Source organism: Actinophytocola sp., assembly GCF_036002505.1.
Taxonomy (GTDB): Bacteria; Actinomycetota; Actinomycetes; order Mycobacteriales; family Pseudonocardiaceae; genus DASYTH01.
Map to the genome: position 1 here is coordinate 1 of NZ_DASYTH010000420.1, position 23,091 is coordinate 23,091.

The 23,091-nt window shown below is 69.8% G+C and carries 20 protein-coding genes; 7 read left to right on the top strand and 13 right to left on the bottom strand.

What is annotated here, in order from left to right; translation table 11 throughout:
• Positions 1-619, bottom strand: a 619-nt coding sequence (locus tag VGR06_RS37220; RefSeq protein ID WP_327563918.1) for a uracil-DNA glycosylase, incomplete at its 3' end; no start/stop codon positions are given.
• 51 nt (positions 620-670) lie between these two features.
• Here VGR06_RS37220 and VGR06_RS37225 point away from each other — a divergent pair.
• Together VGR06_RS37225 and VGR06_RS37230 are read left to right on the top strand one after the other, a co-directional pair.
• The gene (locus tag VGR06_RS37225; RefSeq protein ID WP_327563919.1) at positions 671-2,164 is read left to right on the top strand and encodes a S10 family peptidase; all 1,494 of its coding nucleotides are present in this window, start codon (positions 671-673) and stop codon (positions 2,162-2,164) included.
• A gap of 192 nt (positions 2,165-2,356) precedes the next feature.
• A complete protein-coding gene (locus VGR06_RS37230; protein ID WP_327563920.1) occupies positions 2,357-3,721 on the top strand; it encodes an SdrD B-like domain-containing protein in 1,365 nt (454 codons plus the stop codon).
• A gap of 65 nt (positions 3,722-3,786) precedes the next feature.
• Here the strand turns inward: VGR06_RS37230 and VGR06_RS37235 are convergent, their stop codons facing one another.
• The 11 genes from VGR06_RS37235 to eno form a co-directional block, all read right to left on the bottom strand.
• On the bottom strand, positions 3,787-5,535 hold the full coding sequence (locus tag VGR06_RS37235; RefSeq protein ID WP_414637405.1) for a S8 family peptidase: 1,749 nt from the start codon (positions 5,533-5,535) through the stop codon (positions 3,787-3,789).
• A gap of 23 nt (positions 5,536-5,558) precedes the next feature.
• Entirely contained in the window at positions 5,559-6,569 is a 1,011-nt protein-coding gene (locus tag VGR06_RS37240) for a dipeptide ABC transporter ATP-binding protein (RefSeq protein ID WP_327563921.1), read from the bottom strand.
• Between the two features lie 84 nt (positions 6,570-6,653).
• Complete coding sequence (locus tag VGR06_RS37245) at positions 6,654-7,685, bottom strand: ABC transporter ATP-binding protein (RefSeq protein WP_327563922.1); 1,032 nt, start codon at positions 7,683-7,685, stop codon at positions 6,654-6,656.
• Between the two features lie 3 nt (positions 7,686-7,688).
• Positions 7,689-8,648, bottom strand: a complete 960-nt coding sequence (locus tag VGR06_RS37250) for an ABC transporter permease (RefSeq protein ID WP_327563923.1) — start codon at positions 8,646-8,648, stop codon at positions 7,689-7,691.
• Positions 8,641-9,570 carry an ABC transporter permease gene (locus VGR06_RS37255; RefSeq protein ID WP_327563924.1) on the bottom strand — a complete coding sequence of 310 codons (930 nt, stop codon included), beginning with the start codon at positions 9,568-9,570 and terminating at the stop codon, positions 8,641-8,643. Before VGR06_RS37255 ends, VGR06_RS37250 begins: the two co-directional genes overlap by 8 nt.
• A gap of 92 nt (positions 9,571-9,662) precedes the next feature.
• Positions 9,663-11,324 (bottom strand): ABC transporter substrate-binding protein, encoded by a 1,662-nt coding sequence (locus tag VGR06_RS37260; protein ID WP_327563925.1) that lies wholly within the window; start codon positions 11,322-11,324, stop codon positions 9,663-9,665.
• Positions 11,325-11,535: 211 nt separating this feature from the next.
• Positions 11,536-12,612 carry a Ppx/GppA phosphatase family protein gene (locus VGR06_RS37265; RefSeq protein ID WP_327563926.1) on the bottom strand — a complete coding sequence of 359 codons (1,077 nt, stop codon included), beginning with the start codon at positions 12,610-12,612 and terminating at the stop codon, positions 11,536-11,538.
• Positions 12,613-12,692: 80 nt separating this feature from the next.
• The gene (locus VGR06_RS37270) at positions 12,693-13,964 is read right to left on the bottom strand and encodes a lytic murein transglycosylase (protein ID WP_327563927.1); all 1,272 of its coding nucleotides are present in this window, start codon (positions 13,962-13,964) and stop codon (positions 12,693-12,695) included.
• Positions 13,965-14,120: 156 nt separating this feature from the next.
• Positions 14,121-14,666, bottom strand: a complete 546-nt coding sequence (locus tag VGR06_RS37275; RefSeq protein WP_327563928.1) for a DUF501 domain-containing protein — start codon at positions 14,664-14,666, stop codon at positions 14,121-14,123.
• 130 nt (positions 14,667-14,796) lie between these two features.
• The gene (locus VGR06_RS37280) at positions 14,797-15,354 is read right to left on the bottom strand and encodes a septum formation initiator family protein (protein ID WP_327563929.1); all 558 of its coding nucleotides are present in this window, start codon (positions 15,352-15,354) and stop codon (positions 14,797-14,799) included.
• A 5-nt stretch (positions 15,355-15,359) separates the two neighbouring features.
• Positions 15,360-16,646 carry a phosphopyruvate hydratase gene (gene eno, locus VGR06_RS37285; protein WP_327563930.1) on the bottom strand — a complete coding sequence of 429 codons (1,287 nt, stop codon included), beginning with the start codon at positions 16,644-16,646 and terminating at the stop codon, positions 15,360-15,362.
• A gap of 150 nt (positions 16,647-16,796) precedes the next feature.
• Between eno and VGR06_RS37290 the strand changes: the two genes are divergently transcribed.
• Complete coding sequence (locus VGR06_RS37290) at positions 16,797-17,183, top strand: tetratricopeptide repeat protein (protein WP_327563931.1); 387 nt, start codon at positions 16,797-16,799, stop codon at positions 17,181-17,183.
• Here VGR06_RS37290 and VGR06_RS37295 read toward each other — a convergent pair.
• Positions 17,069-17,896: a murein transglycosylase gene (locus VGR06_RS37295; protein ID WP_327563932.1), complete on the bottom strand. Its 828-nt coding sequence runs from the start codon at positions 17,894-17,896 to the stop codon at positions 17,069-17,071. The two genes, VGR06_RS37290 and VGR06_RS37295, sit on opposite strands and share 115 nt — an antisense overlap.
• Positions 17,897-17,998: 102 nt before the next feature.
• Between VGR06_RS37295 and efeU the strand changes: the two genes are divergently transcribed.
• The 4 genes from efeU (at position 17,999) to VGR06_RS37315 (ending at position 23,030) form a co-directional block, all read left to right on the top strand.
• Positions 17,999-18,865 carry an iron uptake transporter permease EfeU gene (gene efeU, locus VGR06_RS37300; RefSeq protein WP_327563933.1) on the top strand — a complete coding sequence of 289 codons (867 nt, stop codon included), beginning with the start codon at positions 17,999-18,001 and terminating at the stop codon, positions 18,863-18,865.
• Positions 18,866-20,008: an iron uptake system protein EfeO gene (efeO, locus tag VGR06_RS37305; RefSeq protein ID WP_327563934.1), complete on the top strand. Its 1,143-nt coding sequence runs from the start codon at positions 18,866-18,868 to the stop codon at positions 20,006-20,008.
• A complete protein-coding gene (gene efeB, locus VGR06_RS37310; RefSeq protein WP_327563935.1) occupies positions 20,005-21,261 on the top strand; it encodes an iron uptake transporter deferrochelatase/peroxidase subunit in 1,257 nt (418 codons plus the stop codon). The genes efeO and efeB overlap by 4 nt, the downstream gene beginning before the upstream one ends.
• A 104-nt stretch (positions 21,262-21,365) precedes the next feature.
• Positions 21,366-23,030, top strand: coding sequence for a hypothetical protein (locus VGR06_RS37315; RefSeq protein WP_327563936.1), 1,665 nt, complete (start codon positions 21,366-21,368; stop codon positions 23,028-23,030).
• The last annotated feature ends 61 nt before the right edge of the window (positions 23,031-23,091 follow it).

The window sequence follows — 23,091 nt, forward strand, 5'->3', positions numbered from 1 at the left end:
TGACGTGGTAGCTGCCGAGAAGGTGGAGGGACGGGCCGTTGTCGATGGCGGGGAGTTCTCTGTGGGTGGCGTGAGTGAAGAGGGGACGGGGGGTGGGGACATGCCAGGCGATGGTGGGGAGGAGGGGGAGGAGGGACTGCCAGCCGAAGGCGCCGAGGACGAGGATGGCGCGGAGGGTGGGGCGGAGGAGAGTGAGTTCGGATTCGAGCCAATGGCGGCAGGTGTCGCGTTCGAGGGGGGTGGGTTTGTTGGCGGGTGGGGCGCAGTGGACTGGGGCGGTGATGCGGACTCCGTGCAGTTGTAAGCCGTCGGAGCGGGAGACGGAGACTGGCTGGGAGGCCAGGCCTACGGCGTGGAGCACGGGATAGAGGAAGTCGCCGGAGCGGTCGCCGGTGAACATTCGGCCGGTGCGGTTGGCGCCGTGGGCGGCGGGGGCCAGGCCGACGATCAGGAGACGCGCGTCGGGCGGGCCGAAGCCGGGGACGGGGCGGGCCCAGTAGTCCTGGTCGCGGAAGGCGGCGCGTTTGACCTTGCCCACCTCCTCGCGCCAGGCGACGAGGCGGGGGCAGGCGCGGCAGGCGGTGACCTGCTGGTCCAGTTCGGCCAGGGTGGTGGGCACCCGCCGATTGTGGATGGCCGGGGTCGAAGGTCAACACGTAGGGTGCGAGCCATGACGGAGCCCGCGAGCGAGACGAGCGAGACCAGCGACAAGAACGGCACCGGGAGCAAGCCGGCCGAGCCGGTGGACGACCTGGTGACCACGGAGCACTCGCTCACCATCAAGCGTCGCAAGGTGAACTACACCGCCACCACCGGCCGGATCGTGCTGCGCAAGGAGGTGATCACGGACGGCAAGTTCGACGGGCACGTGCCGAAGGCCGAGGTGTTCGTGACCGCGTACACGGTGGACGGTGCGGACCCGGCGAAGCGGCCCGTCACGTTCGCGTTCAACGGCGGACCGGGGTCGTCGAGCGTGTGGCTGCACCTCGGACTGCTCGGGCCGCGGCGGGTGCTCTGCGGCGACGTCGGAAACCTGGTGCCGCCGCCGTACGGGCTGACCGACAACACCGAAACCCTGCTGGCGCACAGCGATCTGGTGTTCATCGACCCGGTGTCCACCGGCTACTCGCGGGCGGCCACCGGTGAGAAACCCGGCGACTACCACGGCTACCAGGGTGACATCGAGTCGGTCGGCGAGGTGATCCGGCTGTGGATGTCGCGCAACGGGCGCTGGATGTCGCCGAAGTTCCTGGCCGGTGAGTCGTACGGCACCACCCGCGCCGGCGGGCTGGCCCTGCATCTGCAGAACCGGTACGGGATGTTCCTCAACGGGTTGATCCTGATCTCCACCGCGATGGACTTCGGCGTGCTGGACTTCTCCGAGGGGAACGATCAGCCGTACGTCATGTTCCTGCCGACGTACGCGGCGATCGCGCACTACCACGGGCGGCACGGCGACCGGACGCTCGCCGACGTGCTGGCCGAGGCCGAGGAGTTCGCCGACCGCGACTACCCCGCGGTGCTGGCCAGGGGCAGCCGGCTGTCCACCGCGGAGCGTGCGGCGGCGGTGGCCAAGATCGCCGCGCTCACCGGGCTTTCCGAGGACTTCGTGGACCGGGTGAACCTGCGCGTCGAGCATGTGCGGTTCTACACCGAGCTGCTCCGTGACCGCCGCCTCGTGGTGGGCCGGCTGGACGGCCGGTTCAGCGGCTGGGACCAGGACTACGGCCGGGAGCGCTGGACCGACGACCCGTCGCACAGCGCGATCATGGGCTCCTACACCGCCGCGCTGAACCACTACCTGCACGCGGAGCTGAACTACACGAACGATCTGCCCTACGAGATCCTCAGCATGGGTGTGAACACCACCTGGTCGTACAAGGAGTTCGAGAACTCCCACGTGACCGTCACCGACAAGCTCGCCACCGCGATGCGCGCCAACCCGCACCTCAAGATCCACGTGGCGTCCGGCTACCACGACGGGGCCACCCCGTACTACGCCACCGACCATGTCATCGCCCGGCTCGCCATCCCGGACGAGCTGCGCGGCAACATCTCCACCGAGTACTACGAAGCCGGCCACATGATGTACGTCCACGAACCCAGCCGCCTCAAACAGTCCCAGGACATCGCCGACTTCATCACCGCCGCGTCGAACCGCTGATCCACCAGGAAATTCTGCGCCCGCGCTTCGTGACTCAGGCACCCTCACACGGGCTACGGTCCGCGCGATGAAGGTGGTGCTGGGGAACGCCGGCGCCTTGGTGACCGGCGTCATGACACATGATGGGGTGACTTCTTGGTCGGGAAAGCCGGCGCGCGATTGTTCTCGCGCGCGACAGTAACCTGCCTGGCGGTGCTTACCGCCATTTCCTCCGCCGCGGCGGACCCGGCCGCGGCACAACCATCGACGGAGCGGCCACAACTCGAGGTTTCGGCCGAATTCGACAAGCCGGTGTACCGCACCGGCGAGCAGATCTCGATCACGGTCCGAGTGCGGAACGTCGGCACCGAGCGGGCCGTTGGCTTGGGTGCCACCACCTTCATGACCTCCGTCCCGACGGACCTGCAGTTCGACCCGGCGCAGTGGGGCGCGCTCAACCGCTTCTTCGGCCAGCCCGGGGCGACGATCGAGCCGGGCGCGACCTTCGAGACCACGCTGACCGGACAACAGGGAAAGCTGGACGCCGATACCGTGACGCTGACCGGCTTCGTGTTCGACCAGTCCGGGTTCGGCGTGGCCTCGTTCGCCTTCACCGCACCGATCACGCTCGTCACGAGCCACGTGGCCGGAACGATCTTCGGTGACCGTAACGGCAATGGGGTGTTCGACAACGGCGAGGAGGCGCCCGGCGCCACGATGACGCTGAACTTCCGCTTCGTCTTCTCCGTGACGGCGACGACCGATGCCGGCGGCCGGTTCGACTTCGGTGAGATCCCGACGGCCGCGTACGGGCTGACCGGGACCGTGCCCGATTTTCTCTTCGGATTCGTGCCCTTGACCATCGACGCCGCCCACGACAACTCCAATCTGCTGTTCCGGGCGGTTCCGCCGCTGAACGGCGCTCTGCACGCGTCAATGAAGTTCACCAGGAACAAGTACCGGCCCGGCGACGTCGCCCACGTGCGGATCGCACTGCGCAACTCGGGATCGATCCCGCTCACCGGAATCGTCGCCAGCTGCAACCGCGCCGACGAGGGTCCCTCACTGAACGGTGTGGGACCTGGCTGGGGAGCGCTGGCCGCGAACATGGCCGGGGTGACCATTCCCCCGGGCCGGACCAGCGTGTTCGACGTGTCCGAGCCGTTACCAGCATCCGCGGTCGATTTCGGTTACGCCATCGTGGGGTGCGATTTCAACTACGCCGACGGTGTGCTGGACGAGACGGGCCCCGTTGCCGGCGACACCGTGCGTGTGCCCGGCGGGGCGGCCACCCTGAGCGCACGCGTCACCGTGCCCAGCGTCACGCCCGATCCGAGCCAGCCCATTGTCGGCTTGCCCGGTGTCGGCGTCACCCTGGTGCACGGCCACGGCCACGTCGTCGGCCGCACGACCACCGACGGCAACGGCCACTTCGAGTTCCCCGGTCTGGCGCCCGGACCCGACTACACGCTCCGGTTCGCCATGCCTGCCGAGTGGACACTGCCTGATCAGGAGATCTCGGTGATCGCGAACCGTGGCGAGATGGTCTTCGTCGCGAACCCGAGCCAGGCTGGCTGACCAAAGAAAATGGCCGCTGTCCGTCCACACGGGACGGACAGCGGCCACCTCGGTTTCCGTGACGACTAGCGGAGGAACTGGTTGCCGCGGGTCACGGCGGCCCAGGCGTCGACCGAGCCGTGGCCGTAGAAACCGTTGAACTGCAGCGTTCCCTCACAGGTCGCGTCGAACTCGGCGGGCCGGCCCTCTTGTGCGTAGGACAGGGTCGGCGGGACCGGGCACGGGATCTTGAAGGCGGTGCCCTCGAGCACGTCCCGCACCTTGGCCGGGTTCATGCCGGCGTCGCCGCCGTTGAACCTGCCGTACTGGCTGACGATCAGCGCGGCCACGCCGGTGGCGTGCGGGGAGGCCATCGAGGTGCCCTGCAGGAACTGGTAGTACCCGCAGGCGCCGTTCTTGCAGTCCTTCTGCACGCCGAGTGCCACGCCCTGCTCGGTGATGTTGCCGGCGTCGTCGATGTTGCCTTCGATCACGCCGATGTGCTGGGGGTACGCCGAAAGGATCAGGTTCTCGTTGGTGCGGAAGAACGGCGTGCCGAAGAAGTCACGGAAGAACCCGCCGGGGGCGGACACCGAGATCTGCGAGGCACCGTAGTTGGAGTAGTCGGCCTTCTTGCGCGACGGACCGTAGGAGCTGACCCCGATGACGTTCGGGCCCTCGGTCGGCATCGTGAGGCAGGTGGCCGGGTCGATGGTCCGGGCCGGGTCGTGCGCGGTGCCGTCCGGGTAGTCCGGGCTGGTGGCGTCCGGCAGCGGGTGGCCGAGGTCGGTGTGCTCGTTGCCGAGCGCGGCGACCATGGTGACGCCGTGCCGGTGCGCGTAGTTCAGCGCCCGGGTGACGGCCCGGATGACGAGGCGCTGCTCGGCCTGCTGCTCCGGCGAGTCGGCCGGGTTGTTCGTGCAGTTGTACAGCCACGGGTCGGTGAAGAACGACATGTTGACCACGTCGATCCCGGCGTCGCCGGCGTAGGTCAGCGCGTCCACGGTCGGCTGCAGGAAGAAGAACCCGGAGTCCTGGCCGGCGCGGATGTTCACCAACGTCACGTTCGGCGCGACACCCGAGATGCCCTGGCCGTTGACGGCCGCGCCAATGGTGCCGGCCACGTGCGTGCCGTGCGCGCCGTCGTCCCAGTCGGCCGGGTCGACGCAGCCGCGGAACTCACACGGCCCGTCGACTTCCTGACCGAGCTCGTCGAACGGGATGTCCTGGGTGAAGTTGCGCGAGTCGGCGAGGTCGAAGTTCGGCGCGATGTCCGGGTGGCTGCCGTCGATGCCGGTGTCGATGATGCCGACCTTGACGCGCCTGTCGCCGGCCTGCTTGGTGCGGGCCAGGTTCGAGCGGACCGAGGTCAGGCCCCAGAGCTGCGCGTCGAGCGGGTCCATGCCGGCCGTCGCGGCGGCCTTCGCCTTCGACTTCGCCGCGCCTTCCCGGTTCTCCTTCTCCACCACGCTCGGCCGCGGCGCCTGCCGGGCCTTCGGCACGTGCCCGATCGACCTGACCTTGGCGGCGTCCTGCACGGCACCGCTGCGGGCCAGCCGCGCGGTGAAGCCGTTCTCCGGCGCCCTGACCGTGAGCAGGCCGGCGGCCCGGTTGCTCTTCACCACGGTGCCACCGTTCGCGCGCACCGCCGCCGCGGCCGCGTCCACGCTGCCGCCCTCGGTGGTGAGCACGTTGTACTCGATGGTCTTACCGGACAGGTCCGGCTGGGCTTCGGCCCCCGGCACGACCGCTAACACCAACCCGGCGACCAGTGGGGTGGTCGCCAGGGCCAGTGCGGTCCTCCTTCGCTTCACGCGATATCTCCCTTTCCTCATACGCCCTAACTGTTGCCCCGACGTTAGGGCACGACCGACCGTTCCTCCGCGTAATGACACGCACTGGGGTGCCCGCCGCCGCGGGACACCAGCTCCGGCTCCTCGGCCGCGCAGATCTCCGCGGCCTTCCAGCAGCGGGTGCGGAACCGGCAGCCGGACGGCGGATTCACCGGGCTCGGCACGTCCCCCTCCAACCGGATGACCTGGCGCTCGCCGCGCAGCGTCGGGTCGGGCACCGGCACCGCGGACAGCAACGCCTGCGTGTACGGGTGCATGGGGTGCTCGTAGATCTGCTCCTCCGAGCCGATCTCGACGATCTTGCCGAGGTACATCACGGCGACCCGGTCGGACAGGTGCCGCACCACCGACAGGTCGTGCGCGATGAACACGTAGGACAGTCCGAACTCGTCCTGCAGCTCACCGAGCAGGTTCATCACCTGCGCCTGGATCGACACGTCCAACGCGGACACCGGCTCGTCACAGACGATCACCTTGGGGCGCAGCGCAAGCGCCCGGGCGATGCCGATGCGCTGCCGCTGCCCGCCGGAGAACTGGTGCGGATACCGGTTGATGTGCTCGGGGTTGAGGCCGACCACGTCGAGCAGCTCGCGCACCTTGTCCCGGCGCGAGCTCTTCGGCGCCACCTCGGGATGGATCTCGAACGGCTCCCCGACGATGTCCCCGACGGTCATCCGCGGGTTCAGCGAGGTGTACGGATCCTGCAGCACGATCTGGATGTTGCGGCGCAACCGGCGCAGCTCCGTCCCGCGCATCGTGAAGATGTTCCGGCCCTCGAACGTGGCCGTGCCGCTGGTCGGCGGTTCCAGCCGCATCAGCACCTGGGCCAAAGTGGACTTTCCGCAGCCCGACTCGCCCACCACACCGAGGGTTTCGCCGGGCCGCAGCTCGAACGACACCCCGTCGACCGCCCGCACCTGCCCCACGGTGTGCTTGAACAGCACACCCACCCGCACCGGGAAGTGCTTGACCAGATCCCGCACCTCGAGGATCGGCTCGCCCGCGAACTCAGCCATGGGACGCAACCACCCAGCCTTGTCCGCGGCCCTGCGCAAACTTCGGCGGGAGCGCGCCCGGTGGTCGCCCTGACTGCCGCGGCCTCATTTGGCAACCACCTCCTCGGCGAAGTGACAGGCGCTGGTCCGCCCGAGGCCCAGGCGGATGTCGCGGGGGACCTCGGACCGGCAGACATCCTGCGCCCTGCGGCAGCGCGGATGGAAGGGGCATCCGGAGGGAATGTTGAGCAAACTGGGCGGCAGGCCCTTGATCGTGTTCAGGGTCTGGCCGCGCTGGTCCAACCGGGGTAACGAGTCGAGCAGCGCCGCGGTGTACGGGTGCCCCGGCGACCGGTACAGCGACGGGGCGTCGGCCTGCTCGACGATCCGGCCGGCGTACATCACCGCGATCCGGTCGGCCACCTCGGCCACCACGCCGAGGTCGTGGGTGATCAGGATCAGGCCCATCCGGAGCTCCGCCTGGATCTCCGCGAGCAGGTCCATGATCTGCGCCTGCACGGTGACGTCCAGCGCGGTGGTCGGCTCGTCGGCGATGAGCATGTCCGGATCCAGCGCCAGCGACATGGCGATCATCGCGCGCTGCCGCATGCCGCCGGAGAACTCGTGCGGGTACTGGCGGACCCGCCGGACCGAGTTCGGGATGCGCACCAGGTCGAGCAGCTCGACCGCCCGCCTGCGGGCCTCCCGGCGGCTCATGCCCCGCCGGACCCGCAGCTGCTCCTCGATCTGGAACCCCACGGTGAACACCGGGTTCAGCGCGGACAGCGCGTCCTGGAAGATCATCGCGATGCCCTCGCCGCGGATGTCGCGCCGGCGCTCCTCCGACGCCTTGAGCAGGTCCTCGCCGCGGTAGCGCACCGAGCCGCCGGTGATCACCGCGGGCGGCGTGTCCAGGATGCCCATGATCGTCTGCGCGGTGACGCTCTTCCCGGAGCCGGACTCGCCGAGCACGGCCAGGGTCTCGCCGGCCTCGACGTGGTAGCTCACCCCGTTGAGCACCTTCGCCACGCCGTCCCGGGTGCGGAACTCCACGTAGAGGTCCTCGACCTCGAGCAGCGGCGCGTCCGGCACCTCCCCGGGCTCGATGGTGTTCGCCAAGGTCTTCCCCACGGTCATGTGCTACCTCAGCTTCGGGTCGAGGGCGTCGCGCACGGCGTCGCCCAGCATCACGAACGACAGCACGGTCACCACCAGGAACCCGGCCGGGAAGAACAGCAGGTGCGGTGCCACCCGGATGAAGTTCCGCGAGTCGGCGATCATCACGCCCCAGGACACCGCGGGGCTGCGCAGCCCGATGCCCAGGAACGACAGCGTCGCCTCCACGCCGATGAACGCGCCCAGCGCGATCGTCGCCCACACCAGCACCGGCGCCAGGCAGTTCGGCAGCAGGTGCCTGATGATCACCCGCCGGGTGCTGGCGCCGAGCGCGCGGGCCGCCTTCACGTAGTCCTGCTGCTTGGCCGAGATCGCCGCGGACCGCATGATCCGCATGGACACCGGCCAGGACAGCAACGAGATCGACAGCACCACGGCGCCGACGATGGCGAACGCGCCGTTCACCCCGGCCGAGCGGAACGAGGTGAGGATGATGATGGCGCCGAGCACGAACGGCAGCCCGTAGAAGATCTCCGCCAGCCGGGACAGCACGCTGTCCAGCCAGCCGCCGAGGTAGCCGGCCAGGATGCCCAGCGTGCCGCCGATCAGCACGGTCAGGCCCGCGGCCAGCACCCCGACCAGGATCGACCAGCGCGCGCCGTAGATCACCCGGGCGTAGATGTCGCGGCCCTGGATGTCGTAGCCGAACCAGGCGTGCGCGGACGGGGTCTCCCGGCTGTGGCTGAGGTCCTGGTGCGTCGGGTCCACCGAGGTGAACAGGCCCGGGAAGATCGCCATCACCAGGATGAACGCGATCAGCGCCATCGAGATGATGAACATCGGCCGGCGGCGCAGGTCGTACCACGCGTCGGTCCACAGGCTGCGTGGCTTGCCCGGCTTCCCGTCGGCCGGCGCCGCGGTGACGTAGTCGCCGACGTGCTCGGCGACGGCGGCGCTGGCGGCCGCGGAGGTCGGGTCAGTCATAGCGGATCCTTGGGTCGAGGACGGCGTAGAGCAGGTCGACGATCAGGTTGATGAGCAGGAAGATGATCACCAGCAGGACCACGATGCCGGTGACGATGAACCCCTGCTTCTGCAGGATCGACTGGTAGACCAGGCCGCCGATGCCCTTGATGTCGAAGATCCCCTCGGTGATGATCGCGCCGCCCATCAGGTTGCCGAGGTCGGTGCCGAGGAAGGTGACCACCGGGATCGCCGAGTTGCGCAGCAGGTGCACCACGACGATGCGCCGCTTCGGCAGGCCCTTGGCCAGCGCCGTGCGCATGTAGTCGGCCCGCCGGTGCTCGGCGACGGAGGTGCGGGTCAGCCGGGTGACGAAGGCCATGGACAGCGCGCCGAGCACGAACCCGGGCACCAGCAGCTCGTTCCAGCGGGCCTGGGCGGACACCGTCACCGGCAGGAAGCTCCACTCCCCCTTGAACAGCAACTGCTGGAGCAGGAAGCCGGTGACGAACACCGGCAGCGAGATCAGCAACAGGGTGGACACCAGCACCAGGTTGTCCAGGTAGCCCCGCCCGCGCAGGCCGGTGACCACGCCCGCGGTGACGCCGATGACGATCTGGATGGCGACCGCGACCAGGGCCAGCCGGATCGAGACCGGGAAGCGCAGCGAGATGAGCTGGCCGACCGACTGGCCGGAGAACGTCTCGCCGAAATCACCCTGAACCAGCGCGCCGAGATACTTCACGTACTGGACGACGATATTGTCGTTCAGGTTGTACTTGTCGGTCAGCCTCGCCATGAAGGCGTCCGGGCAGCGCCGTTCTCCGCACAGCCCGGCAAACGGGTCGCCGGGCAGCGCCCAGACGAGCACATAAATGAGAAACGTGGTTCCGATGAACACCGGAATCAGTTGGAGCAGCCGGCGAAGGACATATCGCCCCATGATGTTCTCCTTGACCGCCCTGGTGGTGGGTGGCCGAAGGTGGCCTTTGCACGCGAGGGCGCTGCAAAGGCCACCGTCAGCTCAACTGATGATCAGGCGATCTCGACATAGGAGAGGTCGAGCTCGCGCTTCGGGGTCATCCGGACGTTCTTGAGCTTGTCCGAGGCCCCCCACTGGGCCGGGGTGTTCCACAGCGGGATCTGCGGCATGTCCTGCGCGATCAGGGCCTCGGCCTCGTGGTAGAGCTTGTAGGCCTGCTCCTCGGTCGCCGCCTTGTCCGCCTCGGCCAGCTTCGCGTCCACCGCGGGGCTGGAGTACAGATTGTCGTTGGACGACGCGCCGGTCCGGTAGATCGGGTTCAGGAAGTTCTCCACCAGCGGGTAGTCGGCCAGCCAGCCGGCCCGGTAGATCTGGTTCATCTGGTGGGCGTTGATCTTCTTGCGGATCTCGCCGAACGCCTGCACCGGCACGAACTGGCAGTCCACGCCGAGGGTGTTCTTGATGCTGCCGCAGACCGCCTCGACCCACTCCTTGTGCCCGCCGTCGGCGTTGCTGGTGATCTCCACGGTGCCCTTCCAGCCGGACTTGGCGAACAGCTCCTTCGCCTTGCCCGGGTTGAACTTGCACAGGTCATCGCACGCGCCGTCGGTCCAGCCCGGCACCTTCGGCACGGCGTAGCCGTCCACCGGCTTGCGGTTGCCCTCGAAGATCTTCTGGGTGATCTCCTCCCGGTTGATGGCCATGGAGATGGCCTTGCGGAAGTCGGCGTTCTGGTACTTGGGGTCGTACAGCGGGAAGGCGATCACCTGGATGGACAGGATCTCCGAGCTGCCGGAGCGGCCGGCGAGGTCGGTCTTCCACACGTTGCCGGCCAGGCCCGACGGCGGGATCGTGTCGAGGAAGTCCAGCTGGTTGCCCTTCACTTGGGCGTAGGCCGCGTCGGCGCTCTCCGGGAACGTGAACGTGACCTTCTTGATCTTGGGCTTGTCCTCGCCGAGGTAGGCCTCGTTCCGCTCGATCTTGATCTCCTGCTTGGGCACCCGGGAGACGAACTTCCACGGCCCGTTGCCGACCGGGTTGGCCTCGAACGCCTTGGGGTCCTTGAAGAACGAGTCGGGCATCGGGAAGTAGGCGCTGTATCCCAGCTTCACCCGGAAGATCGGGTGCGGCTCGGTGAACTCGACCTTGATCGTGGAGTCGTCGACGGCCTGCAGGCCGGACATGGTCTTGGCCTTCGGCTCCGGCGCCTTCTGCGGCCCCTCACCGTCCGGGTCCTGCGTGTTGACGTCGGAGAATCCCTTGACCTGCGCGAAGAAGCTGGCGAGCTGCATACCGTTGGGGCTGTAAGCGGTGTAGTTCCAGGCGTCGACGTAGTTCTTCGCCTTGACGTCTGTGCCGTCGTGGAACTTCCAGCCCTTCTTCAGGGTGATGGTCATGGACTTGCCGTCCGGCGCGGTCTCGATCTTCTCCGCGTTGCTGTTCTTCGGCTCGCCGCTGGCCGGGTCGTAGTCGATGAGCCCGGTCCACAGGGCGCTGACCACCTTGCTGCCGCCGGTCTCGTTGGTGTTGCCCGGAACCAGCGGGTTCTCCGGTTCGGTACTGAACACGCTGATCTCGGTGCTGTCGTTCTTGGCCTGCTGTTCGGCTCCGCCGCCGCCCCCACCGCTGCCGCTGCCCGAGCTGCCACAACCCGAGATGACTAACGCAAGGGTGAGCGGCATGGCCGCGCCCAGCACCCACCGTGACCTACGCATTCGATCTCCTCCCAAGCTCGTTCGCCAACTCGCGCGCGCTCGGCCGTCATGGCCGCCGACCGGGCCCCACTGTTCCCGGAATGGGAGAAGCTAACTGCGGTCAAGATTCGAACTAACCTCCGACCACGTCACAAAGCAGTCACGATCGGCGGCAATTAACCCATTTGGCGGCTATCCCGCTCTTGAAAGTGGCTGACCGTGAAGGCGGTGACTACACAAGCGACAAAGCAATGCCGTCCAGAATGTCGTGCTCGCTGACCAGGAGCTCGGAAATTCCGGCGCGCGCCTGGAGTTGCTCGGCCAGCACGAGGGCGATCAGCGCCCCGCCGCCGATCACGTCGACCCGCCCGGGGTGGATGGCCCGGTTGGCCGCGCGCTCGGCATGGCTGGCGGCCAGCAGCCGGTCGGTGGTGCGCCGCAGCTCGTCCGGGGAGAGCCGGGACAGGTGGGTGCGCTCCGAGTCGTACTCCGGCAGGCCCTGCGCCACCGCGGACAGCGTGGTGATCGTGCCCGCCACCCCGACCCAGGTCTTCGCGTCCGCGGCCGGCACGGTGTCAATTCGCGGGTGCTGGGTCGAGTGACCGGCTCCCGTTGTCAGCCGCGCGCTGGCAGGCGGGTAGGCCGGCTCCTCGGGCGGACCTCCGGCCCGCCCTCGGGCGCCGGGACCCAGCACTTGGTCGAACGCCTCGGCCAGCACCCGCCCGGCCAGCTCACGGGCAGCATGGACCTCGTCCGCGGTGGGCGGATCCGACCGCAGGCAGCGCTCGGTGATCCGCACGCAGCCGATGTCCACCGACCGCGCGGCCTTGACCTCGGCCTGCGCGCCGTCCCAGGTGCCGACCACGAGCTCGGTCGACCCGCCGCCGATGTCCGACACCACGAACGGGCCGTCGGCCGGCTCGAGGTCGCCGACCGCGCCGGTGAACGAGAGCCGCGCCTCCTCGTCCCCGGTGATCACCTCGGCCTCGGTGCCGAGCACGCGCCGGGTCATGCTGAAGAAGTCGTCCCGGTTGCTCGCGTCCCGGGTGGCCGACGTGGCCACCATCCGCACCGCCTCGGATCCCTTACGCCGCACGGTGAGCGCATAATCGGCCAGCGCGTCCCTGGTCCGCATGAGCGCCGCGATCGACAACCGGCCGGTGGCGTCCACCCCCTCGCCGAGCCGCACGATCCGCATCTCCCGGTGCACGTCGCGCAGCACGAACGACCCGTCGTCGCGCCGGGTCACGTCCGCGACCAGCAGCCGGATGGAGTTCGTCCCGCAGTCGATCGCCGCAACCCTGCTCATGACCGCCGAGCCTAGTGCTCCGCGGTGAATGACTCATTCACCGCGCTGAACGCGGCGAATGCGTCATTCACCGCACTCGGCTACGGGCCGACCGGGCTCGTCGGCTCCGACGCCGCCAGCGAGCTCGAGGACGAGTCGGCGGGCGGGGCCGGGGTCGTGGTGATCTCCACCGCAGAGGACGACTGCTCGGCCTGGGTGGACGACTGCTCGGCCTGGCTCGAGCTGGTCGGGCCGCCGCTGCTGTCGCCGCCCGTGCCGGTGTTGGTGCTGGGCTGCGTGGTGGTCGACGGCTCGGTCGTGGTCGTCGTGCAGTTCGGGTCGGGCGGGGTCGGCGTCGTGGTGGTCGGGTCGGTGCCCGACGGTGTCGTGGTGGTCGGGTCGCAGGTGGGCGGCACCGTCGTGGTCGTCGAGCTCGAGGTGGTGGTGGTCGTCGTAGTCGTGGTGGTCGTCGTGGTCGTGCCGTCGGAGGACGGCGGATTCGAGGTGCCCGAGTTCGAGCCGCCGTCGCTGGCCGGCGGGAGGCTCGGCCCGATCGCGTTCTGCAGCGCGGGAACCGAGTCGCTCGGCAGCGGCGTGACGCCCTTGGCGTACGCGTCGGCCCAGATCAGCACGGTGCGCACGTAGCTGTCGGAGCGGTTGTACCGGAACACCGCGGTCGCCCGCTGCTGCGGGTTGGCCATGTCCAGGCCACCGGAGCAGAGGTACTTCGCCGCGGCCAGCGTCGCGTCGAACACGTTGTGCGGGTTGGACCGCCGGTCGCCGTTGCCGTCGGAGGCGTACTGGCGCCAGGTGGACGGGATGAACTGCATGACGCCGACCGCGCGGTCCCAACGGCTGTCGGCGTCGAAGAAGCCGCCGTCGGTGTCCGCGATGGCCGCGAAGCCGCCGCCGTTGAGCACCGGCCCGAGGATCGGGTCCACGGTGTCGCCGTTGGGGTTCACCCGGCCGCCGCGGGCGTGGTTGCTCTCGATCCGGCCGATGCTGGCCAGCAGCGACCAGTCCATGTGGCAGTTGGGCGCCAGCTTGGCCATCGTCGCCGCCGCGCGCTGGTAGGCCTGCAGGATCACGCCGGGGATGCCGAGCGGGCCGACCGGCAGGTCCAGGCCCTCCTGCTTGAGCGCGTCCGGGTTGCCGGCGTCGCGCAGCAGGTCCACGCCGATCTGATCGTTGTCGGAGACCTCGCCGTCGGCGCTCACGTCGTCCGGGTCGGTCAGCCCGACCAGCCCGCGACCGACGTCCTTCAGCGCCTCCGCATCCGGCGTGCCGAGCACCGCCGGCTCACCCGACGCGATGGCCGGCGCCAGCAGCACCACGGCGGCAGCTACCGCGACCTTGCGGCGTCTGCGGCGCATACGCTGGGTCGCTCGCGTGGCCCGTATGTCCCTTTTCGCCGCACCCACTGAAACCACCCTCGGTCGAGTCCCTCGTCCGGTAGACCACACTGCCTTATGAGTCGCCCTAGGTCACCATTTCACGAACCACGCTTACCAGAAAGGGCCGGTGGTCGGTCAAAGTTGCCCTTTCGTACGGCTCTCGTCGGCCGATTGGTCACCCGCACACGAACCTGCCGGCCATTCGTCACGAAGCAGGTCAAGGGCCTGGTCGCCGAACGGGTTGACCCCGCGGCCGGCCGCCAGCGCGTGCGCCACGTGCACATGCAAACACTTCACCCGGCCCGGCATGCCGCCCGCGCTGACGTCGGTGCCCAGCGGCTCGATCGCGTCCCGCTCGGCCAGGTAGGCCCGGTGCGCGGCGAGGTACGCCGCGGCCAGCTCGGGCTCGGCGGCCAGCCGCTCGGTCATCTCCCGCATCAGCCCGCTCGCCTCCAGCCGGCTGACCAGGGCCGTCAGCCGTGGGCAGGTCAGGTAGTAGAGCGTGGGAAACGGTGTGCCATCGGCAAGTCGCGGGTTCGTCTGGATCACCGCGGGATGCCCGCCGGGGCACCGGGCCGCGATCCCACGCAACGCCCGCGGCTCCCGCCCAAGCTGCGCGGCCACGACCGCCCGGTCCGTGTTTAACTGGCTCGCTCCGCTCGCGGGAGCGGGCGGTGACATTGGGCTCGCTCCGCTCGCGGGAGCGGGCCTTGACGCGGTGCCTTCCCTCCTGCGCTGCTCGGTCACTCGCTGACGCTCGCTCCCTGCGCTGCTCGTCAGTCCAGACACCGCCGGCCCGCTCGGACGGCTGCTACCTTCCGGCATCGGTGACCGCGTTCCACAGGGTTTCGTACCAGGACTGCTGCTGCGGGGACTGCTGGGCCGGGGCGCCGTTCGCGGCGTTGTCGTGGTCGCCGGGGAGCTCGACGATGTAGGGCGTCTCGCCGGGGCGGACGTAGCGCAGCCGGCGGCGGGCCTCGGCCTCCACCTGGGCCGGGTCGTTGAGCTGGGCCTTGCGCTGCTCGAGCTGCTCGACCTGGATGCGCAGCTCCGCCTGGCGCTGCTCCTGGATGTCCACCTCGGTGCGCTGACCGAGGTAGGTGCGCAGCGGCACGGCCACGCTCAGCGCCAGCGCGCACACCACGATGGCGAGCATGGCCGCCCGGCGGGTGGTGGACAGACCGAGCACCGCGGCCGGGTGCCGGCGCGGCTTGGGCACCGGGCGCTGCGGCCGGCGCGGGCGCGGGGCGTCCGAGGAGCTGGCTGGAGCGCGGCGGGAGCGCACGCTCTCCGGCCGGGCGTTCGGCGCGCCGGTGCCGCGCCTCGTCCGCCGGTTTCGGTCTCCCCGGTCCGCCTCGCGCCCGGCCATCGGGATCAGGCCTCCGGCGTGAACCGGGGGAAGGCGAGGTCGCCGGCGTAGCGGGCGGCGTCGCCGAGGGTCTCCTCGATCCGCAGCAGTTGGTTGTACTTGGCCGTCCGGTCGGTGCGGGCCGGGGCGCCGGACTTGATCTGGCCGACGCCGGTGGCCACCGCCAGGTCGGCGATCGTGGTGTCCTCGGTCTCGCCGGACCGGTGGCTCATCATGCTGCGGTACCCGTAGGAGGTGGCCAGCGCCACCGCGTCCAGCGTCTCGGAGAGCGTGCCGATCTGGTTCACCTTCACCAGCAAGGCGTTCGCCGCGCGCCGCTCGATGCCCTCCTCGAGCCGGTCCGGGTTGGTCACGAACAGGTCGTCGCCGACGATCTGGACCCGCTCGCCGATCTCGTCGGTGAGCCGCACCCAGCCGTCCCAGTCGTCCTCGGCCAGCGGGTCCTCGATCGACACCAGCGGGTAGGCGCCGATCAGCTCGGTGTAGTAGGCGATCAGCTGCTCGGCGCTGCGCTTGGTCTTCTCGAAGGTGTACGCGCCGTCCTCGTAGAACTCGGTGGCCGCGACGTCCATGGCCAGCGCCACGTCCCGGCCCACCGCGTAACCGGCCTTCTCGATGGCGACGAGGATCAGGTCGAGACCCTCACGGTTGCTGGGCAGGTTGGGCGCGAAACCGCCTTCGTCGCCGACGGTGGTGGACAGCCCGCGGCTCTTGAGCACCGACTTGAGCGAGTGGTAGACCTCGGCGCCCCAGCGCAGCGCCTCCCGGAACGACTCGGCGCCGATCGGGGCGATCATGAACTCCTGCACGTCGACCTCGGTGTCGGCGTGCGCGCCGCCGTTGAGGATGTTGAGCATGGGCACCGGCAGCACGTGCGCGTTCGGCCCGCCCAGGTAGCGGAACAGCTCCAGCCCGCTGGACTCGGCCGCCGCCTTCGCCACCGCGAGCGAGACGCCGAGGATGGCGTTGGCGCCGAGCCGCGACTTGTCCGGCGTGCCGTCCAGATCCACCAGCTTCTGGTCGACGATGCGCTGGTCGACGGCGTCCACCCCGGCCAGCTCGGGCCCGATCTCGTCGAGCACCGCGGTCACGGCCTTCTCCACGCCCTTGCCGCCGTACCGGTTCGGGTCCTGGTCCCGCAGCTCGACGGCCTCGTGCTCACCGGTCGACGCGCCCGAGGGCACCGCGGCCCTGGCCAGCGTGCCGTCGTCGAGCGCGACCTCGACCTCCACGGTGGGATTGCCCCGCGAGTCCAGGATCTCCCGCGCGCCGACCTGCTCGATGACCGCCACCTGCTGCTCCTCAAACGCCCCGCCCGGACACAAGTCAACGCCGAGCCTAACCGTGCCCTCCTGTCCCCCGTTGGAGGCACGCGCGGGCGAAAGTGAACAGAGCGTGATTGGTGTTGGAACAGGGGCCGCGCGGGTAGCGTTGAGCGGACCATGACCGAGGACGGGACAGGCACCTTCGAGGCGTTCCGCAGGGCCGAGTCGCTGGTCGCGCAACGCCGGCCGCTGGACGCCCTGGCGGCGCTCGCGCCCGTGCTCGACGCCGAACCCGACAAGCCGAGCGTGCACCTCCTCGCCGGCCGCGCGTACCTGGGCTCAGCTCAACTGCGCCGCGCCGAGGCGGCGTTCCAACGGGTGATCGAACTGGACCCGACCGACCACTACGCCCGCTTCGCCCTCGGCCGTACCCTCCAGCGCCTCGGCCGCTACCCCGAAGCCCAGACCCAGCTCCGCATCGCCGCGGCCATGCACCCGGTGCCCGAGTACCAGGAAGCCCTCGGCGAGATCAGCGCCCGCATCGCCGTCGACCGCGGCCGGTAAGCCCGCGAGTCCCCGGCTCCAGCACGCGAGTCCCCGCTTCCAGCACGCGAGTTCCCGGTTCGGAACAGGGAACTCACGCGCCTGAAACGGGGACTCGCGGGCCTGAAACGGGGACTCGCCGGATCGTCGACGTTCTGCGGGTCGGGCGGCGCCCCGTCGGAGCTGGCCCGGGTGGCCCAGCGCGCCCACGTCGACGGCAGGAACTGCATGGCGCCGACCGCGCGGTCCCAGGCGGTGTCGCCGTCCAGCCGGCCGCGGTCGGTGTCGCGGATCGCCCGCACGCCCGGCGAGCCGTCCAGCGCGATGCCGATCACCGGCGGGGAGAGCCGCCCGTCCGCGCCCACCGCGGAGCCACCGGTGCGCCCGTGCCGGGACTCGACGCGCCCGACGCCGGCGAGCGTCGCCCAGGTCAGCTTGCACGCCGGTGCGCGGCTCGCCATCGCGGTCTCCGCAGCGAGGTAGGCCCGCACCGTGCGCTCCGGGATGTCGGTCCGCTGCGCCAGCTTCTCGGCGGCCACCGTGCCGCCGGGGTAAGGGACCGCCGAGCCCGGTGCCACCTCGAGCGCCGGGTAGTCGAACCGGGGCTCGGCCCGCGACGACCGCGACGGGCCCGCCGAGCCGAGCGCCGCCACCACGATGACCACGACCACGACGAGAAACGCGCAGATCAGGACGATCGGCACGGCCAGCCGGCGGGCTCGGGAGTGGGGCACGCCACCAGGTTACGGGTGAAGTGGGAAGAGGGCGGGCTGGACAACGAGGAGAGCCTTACCTAAGTTTTGTAAGGTTAGGTATTCCAATATCGGAGGCGGACCGTGCTCCTCAGCAGCGCGCTGATCGGACTTCGGGAGGGCCTCGAGGCCGCCCTCGTGGTCAGCATCCTGGTCGCGTTCCTGGTCAAGACGGACAAGCGGGCGTCGCTGCGCTGGGTGTGGGCCGGGGTGGCCGCGGCGCTGGCCCTGTCCGTCGGGTTCGGCACCGTCATCACCTACACCAGCACCCAGATGTCCTTCGAGCAGCAGGAGATCTTCGGCGGCACGATGTCGCTGGTCGCCGTCGCGTTCGTCACCTGGATGATCTTCTGGATGCGGGCCACGGCCCGGACCATCGCCGCGGAGTTGCGCGGGAAGCTCTCCGAGGCGCTGCGCCTCGGCCCGGTCGCGGTGGTGCTGATGGCCTTCCTGGCGGTGGGCCGGGAGGGCCTGGAGACCACGGTTCTGTTCTACGCCAACGTGGAGGCCGCCGGGCAGGGCACCACGCAGCCGCTGACCGGCTTCCTGATCGGCATCGGGACCGCGGTCGTCCTCGGCTACCTGATCTACCGCGGCGCGATCACGTTCAATCTCGGGAAGTTCTTCAAGATCACCGGCGTGCTGCTGATCTTCGTGGCCGCCGGGATCCTCGGCTACGGGCTGCACGACCTGCAGGAGGGGCGGGTGCTGCCCGGCCTGCACACGCTGGCCTTCGACCTGTCCGGCCCGCTGCCCGAGGACTCCTGGGTGGGCGCACTGCTCAAGGGTTTCTTCAACTACTCCGCCCAGACCACGGTCCTGCAGGCCGTCGCCTGGGTGCTCTACGTCGGCCTGGTGCTGACCCTGTTCCTGATGCCCCGCAAGGCATCCACTCCGGCGCCCGCAGGGGAGGCGCCGGCCCGCCAACCCGTCACCGTCAAGGAGAACTAAGTGAGCTCGACCTTCCTCCGCGCGGCCGCCACGAGCCTCGCGGTGTTGACCCCGCTCGCCCTCGCCGCGTGTGGAGACACTGGCAACGGCAACCAGGCCGCGCCCGGGGGCGCGATCACCGTGGAGGCCAAGGACGACGCCTGCACCCTGGCCCGCACCTCCGCCGACGCCGGCACGCTCACCTTCGAGGTCACCAACAAGGGCAACCGGGTCACCGAGTTCTACCTGTACGCCCAGGGCGACCGGATCATGGGCGAGGTGGAGAACATCGCCCCGGGCGTGACCCGAAAGCTGATCACCGAGGTGGCCGAGGGCGGCAAGTACCAGGCTGCGTGCAAGCCCGGGATGCAGGGCAACGGGATCCGGACCGACTTCACCGTCAACGGCAACGCCCAGAAGCAGGTCGACGCCAACGCGAAGCTGGCCGAGGCCACGAAGAGCTACCAGCGCTACGTCAACTCGCAGGTGGACCCGTTGCTGGCCAAGACGACCGAGTTCGTGAACGCGGTCAAGGCGGGCAAGGTCGAGGACGCCAAGTCGCTGTTCCCGGTCGCGCGCACGTACTGGGAGCGGATCGAGCCGGTGGCGGAGAGCTTCGGCGACCTGGATCCGAAGATCGACGCCCGGGAGGCGGACCTCGAGGAAGGGCAGCAGTTCACCGGTTTCCACCGGCTGGAGAAGGACCTCTGGGTGACCGGGCTGCAGGCCGACGCGCCGGCGATCGCCGACGCGCTGCTGGCCGACGTGAACGAGATCGTGACCAAGGCCAAGACCGTGGAGCTGACCCCGGCGCAGCTCGCCAACGGCGCCAAGGAGCTGCTCGACGAGGTGGCCACCGGGAAGATCACCGGTGAGGAGGACACGTTCTCGCACACCGACCTGTGGGACTTCGCGGCCAACGTGGACGGGTCGAAGGCCGCGGTGGCGGCGCTGCGCCCGGTCGTGCAGGAGCGGGACGCCACCCTCGCGTCCACCGTCGACGAGAAGTTCAAGGCCGTGGAGGACCTGCTCGGCAAGCACCGCAAGGGTGACGGCTTCAAGCTCTACACCGACCTGACCCAGGACGAGATCAAGGCGCTGGCCGAGTCGATCGACGCGCTGGGCGAGCCGATCAGCAAGGTCGCCGAGGTGGTGACCAAGTGACTCAGTTGTCCCGGCGGCGGCTGTTCGGGGTGGCCGGTGCGGGGGCCGCCGTGGCGGGCGTCAGCGGCGCGGCGGGGGTGCTCGCGGGGCGGGCCAGCGCGCCCGTCGAGGTGGCCCGGACGGCGTCCGCCGCGAGCGCGGTGCCGTTCCACGGGGAGCACCAGGCCGGCATCGTGACGCCGGCCCAGGACCGGATGCACTTCGTGGCCTTCGACGTCACCACCCGGAAGCGGGACGAGCTCGTCACGCTGCTCAAGGACTGGACACGGGCGGCCGAGCGGATGACGGCGGGCCAGGAGGCGAAGGAGAACGGCGCGGTCGGCGGCTCCCCCGAGGCGCCGCCGGCGGACACCGGCGAGGCCCTCGACCTGCCGGCCTCGGCGCTCACCCTGACGATCGGGTTCGGTCCGGCGCTGTTCGACGACCGGTTCGGGGTGTCCGGCCGGCGTCCCGAGGCGCTCATCGACCTGCCCGCCTTCCCGCACGACGACCTGGATCCGCGGCGCTCCGGCGGGGACATCTGCGTGCAGGCGTGTGCGAACGACCCGCAGGTGGCCGTGCACGCGATCCGCAACCTGGCCCGGATCGGCTTCGGCAAGGTCGCGGTGCGCTGGTCGCAGCTCGGGTTCGGCCGCACCTCGTCGACCTCGACGGCGCAGGCCACACCGCGGAACCTGTTCGGCTTCAAGGACGGCACGAACAACCCGAAGGCCGAGGAGGCCGACGTGCTGCGCGAACACGTCTGGGTCTCCCGGTCGGACGGTCCGGACTGGATGGTCGGCGGGAGCTACCTGGTGGCCCGCCGGATCCGGATGCACATCGAGATCTGGGACCGCACCTCGCTGGCCGAGCAGGAGTCGATCATCGGCCGGCACAAGGGCAGCGGCGCGGCGCTCGGCCAGCTCGCCGAGTTCGACCAGGTCGACCTGCACGTGCGTGGCGTCGGCGGCGAGCCGATCGTGCCGGACGACGCGCACATCCGGCTGGTCTCCGCGGAGGCCCTCGGCGGCGCGAAGATCCTGCGCCGCGGCTACAACTTCACCGACGGCTCGGACGGCCTCGGCCATCTCGACGCCGGGCTGTTCTTCATCTGTTTCAACCGGGACTCCCGGAAACAGTTCGTGCCCATGCAGCAGGCGATGGCGTCTCTCGACCGGATGATGGAGTACGTCGAGCACACCGGTTCGGGACTTTTTGCCTGCCCACCGGGTGTCCATGAGGGCGGTTTCTGGGGCGAGACCGTGTTCAACTGATCACTCGCTGGCGAAGCGCCAGCCTTAACCAGCAACTTAATTCCGGCCCAGTCGTTGATCCCGCCGGTTACGTGTGAACACGGCAGGGAGTCAGCGGAGGCACTGTGGCACGGCGATTCAGCCTGCGCGCGTACGGCAACCAGTTCGTTCGGCTGCGGGGCTCCGAGGGTGAGTTGGTGGTGCCGCCGGAGAGCGGGCCGGAGCCCTGGGAGATCTTCACCAGGACCGAGCTCGGCGACAACCGGATCACCCTGGAGCCGGCGAGCAGCACCGCCGGGAACCGCCGGTACGTGTCCGCAGAGGGCGGCGGGGGTGGCCTGCTGCTGGCCCGGCGCGCGCCCGCGGGTGACTGGGAGACGTTCGTCGTGGTGCCCGCGGGCGGGTCGAAGGTGCACCTGCGCGCGCACGACGGCAGCTACCTGTGTGCCGTGGGGCGGGGCGGGGACCTGCTGCTGGCCAACCGGCCGGTGGCCGGCGAGTGGGAGACCTTCGACCTGGTCGAGCTCGGTGGCGGGCGGGTGGCGTTCCGCGCGGCCGGCGGGCAGTACGTGCGGGCCGAGCTCGGCGGGGGCGGCCGGGTGGTGGTCAACCGGGACAACCGGGACCAGGAAGTCGTGCTGCTGGACGACGGCGTGCCGTTCGTGTCGCTGCGGGCCACCAACGGGCAGTACTGGTGCGCGCAGGGCGGCGGTTACGGCGGGCAGCCGGTGGTGGCCAACCGCGGGTCGGTGGGCGGCGACTGGGAGCGGTTCGGCCTGACCACCAACGCCGACGGCACGATCGCCCTGCAGGCCAAGGAGGGCCGCAAGTACGTGCAGGCGGAGAACGGCGGCGGCAAGCGGGTGCTGGTCAACGGCGACGCGATCGGCATCTGGGAGAAGTTCGTCCGGACCCCGTGGTACGACCGGCCGCGGCCGCGGAAGCTCCTCGTCTACTACGGCTACCCCAGCATGGTCAACGGCGCGGGCGGGAACCTGGTCGAGGCGGGCCGGACCTTCTCCTACTACGAGTACGTGGTGCTGGGCGGTGGCCTGGAGGAACCCACGCACGACGACCACACGCGGACCAGGGAGATCATCGCCAACGTCCGGTGGAACACCGCGGGCGTGACGAGGATGTTCGGCTACCTCCCGCTCGGAGCGTCCGATGTGGACCGTCGTGCCGGGCTCTGGAAGGACCTCGGCGTGGACGGAATCCTCGTCGACGAGTTCGGTTTCGACTTCCAGACCGGCAGCGACGCGGCGAAACGCAACCGTCAGAACGACGTGGTGGACCGGATCCACGCGCAGGGCCTCACCGTGATCGCGAACGCCTGGCGCCCGGCGGACGTCTTCGACCCGACCCCCGGTCCGGTCCACCTGGACGCCACCGACTTCTACTTCCTGGAAAGCCACGCGATCAAGGACGGCGACTACCAGGACCCGGCCGAATGGCGCACCCGCGCCGAGCAGCTCCGCGAATACCAGGCCCGGCACGACTTCCGCGTGCTCTCGGTGACCACCGCCGGCACTTCCCCCTTCGACGCCGCCAAGTTCAGCTATGCCTGGTACGCCGCCATGCTCTACGGCCACGAAGCCTTCGGCTGGGGCGAGCGCGCGTTCAGCGCCGGCGGCGAGGACGCGAACCGCGCGCCGTTCCACGAACGTCCCAGCGTCACCCCGACCTACTTCACCAACGGCGTCGTCATCAGCGGCACCGCGCACGAGCGCCGCACCGACGCCGGCAAGATCTACTTCGATCCGGAGGCACATCAGGCCGGAATTCGGTGAGCCGGAGTGCGATGAAGGGGGCCTTCCTCACGCCCGGCGAGAGAAAGGCCCCCTTCATCGC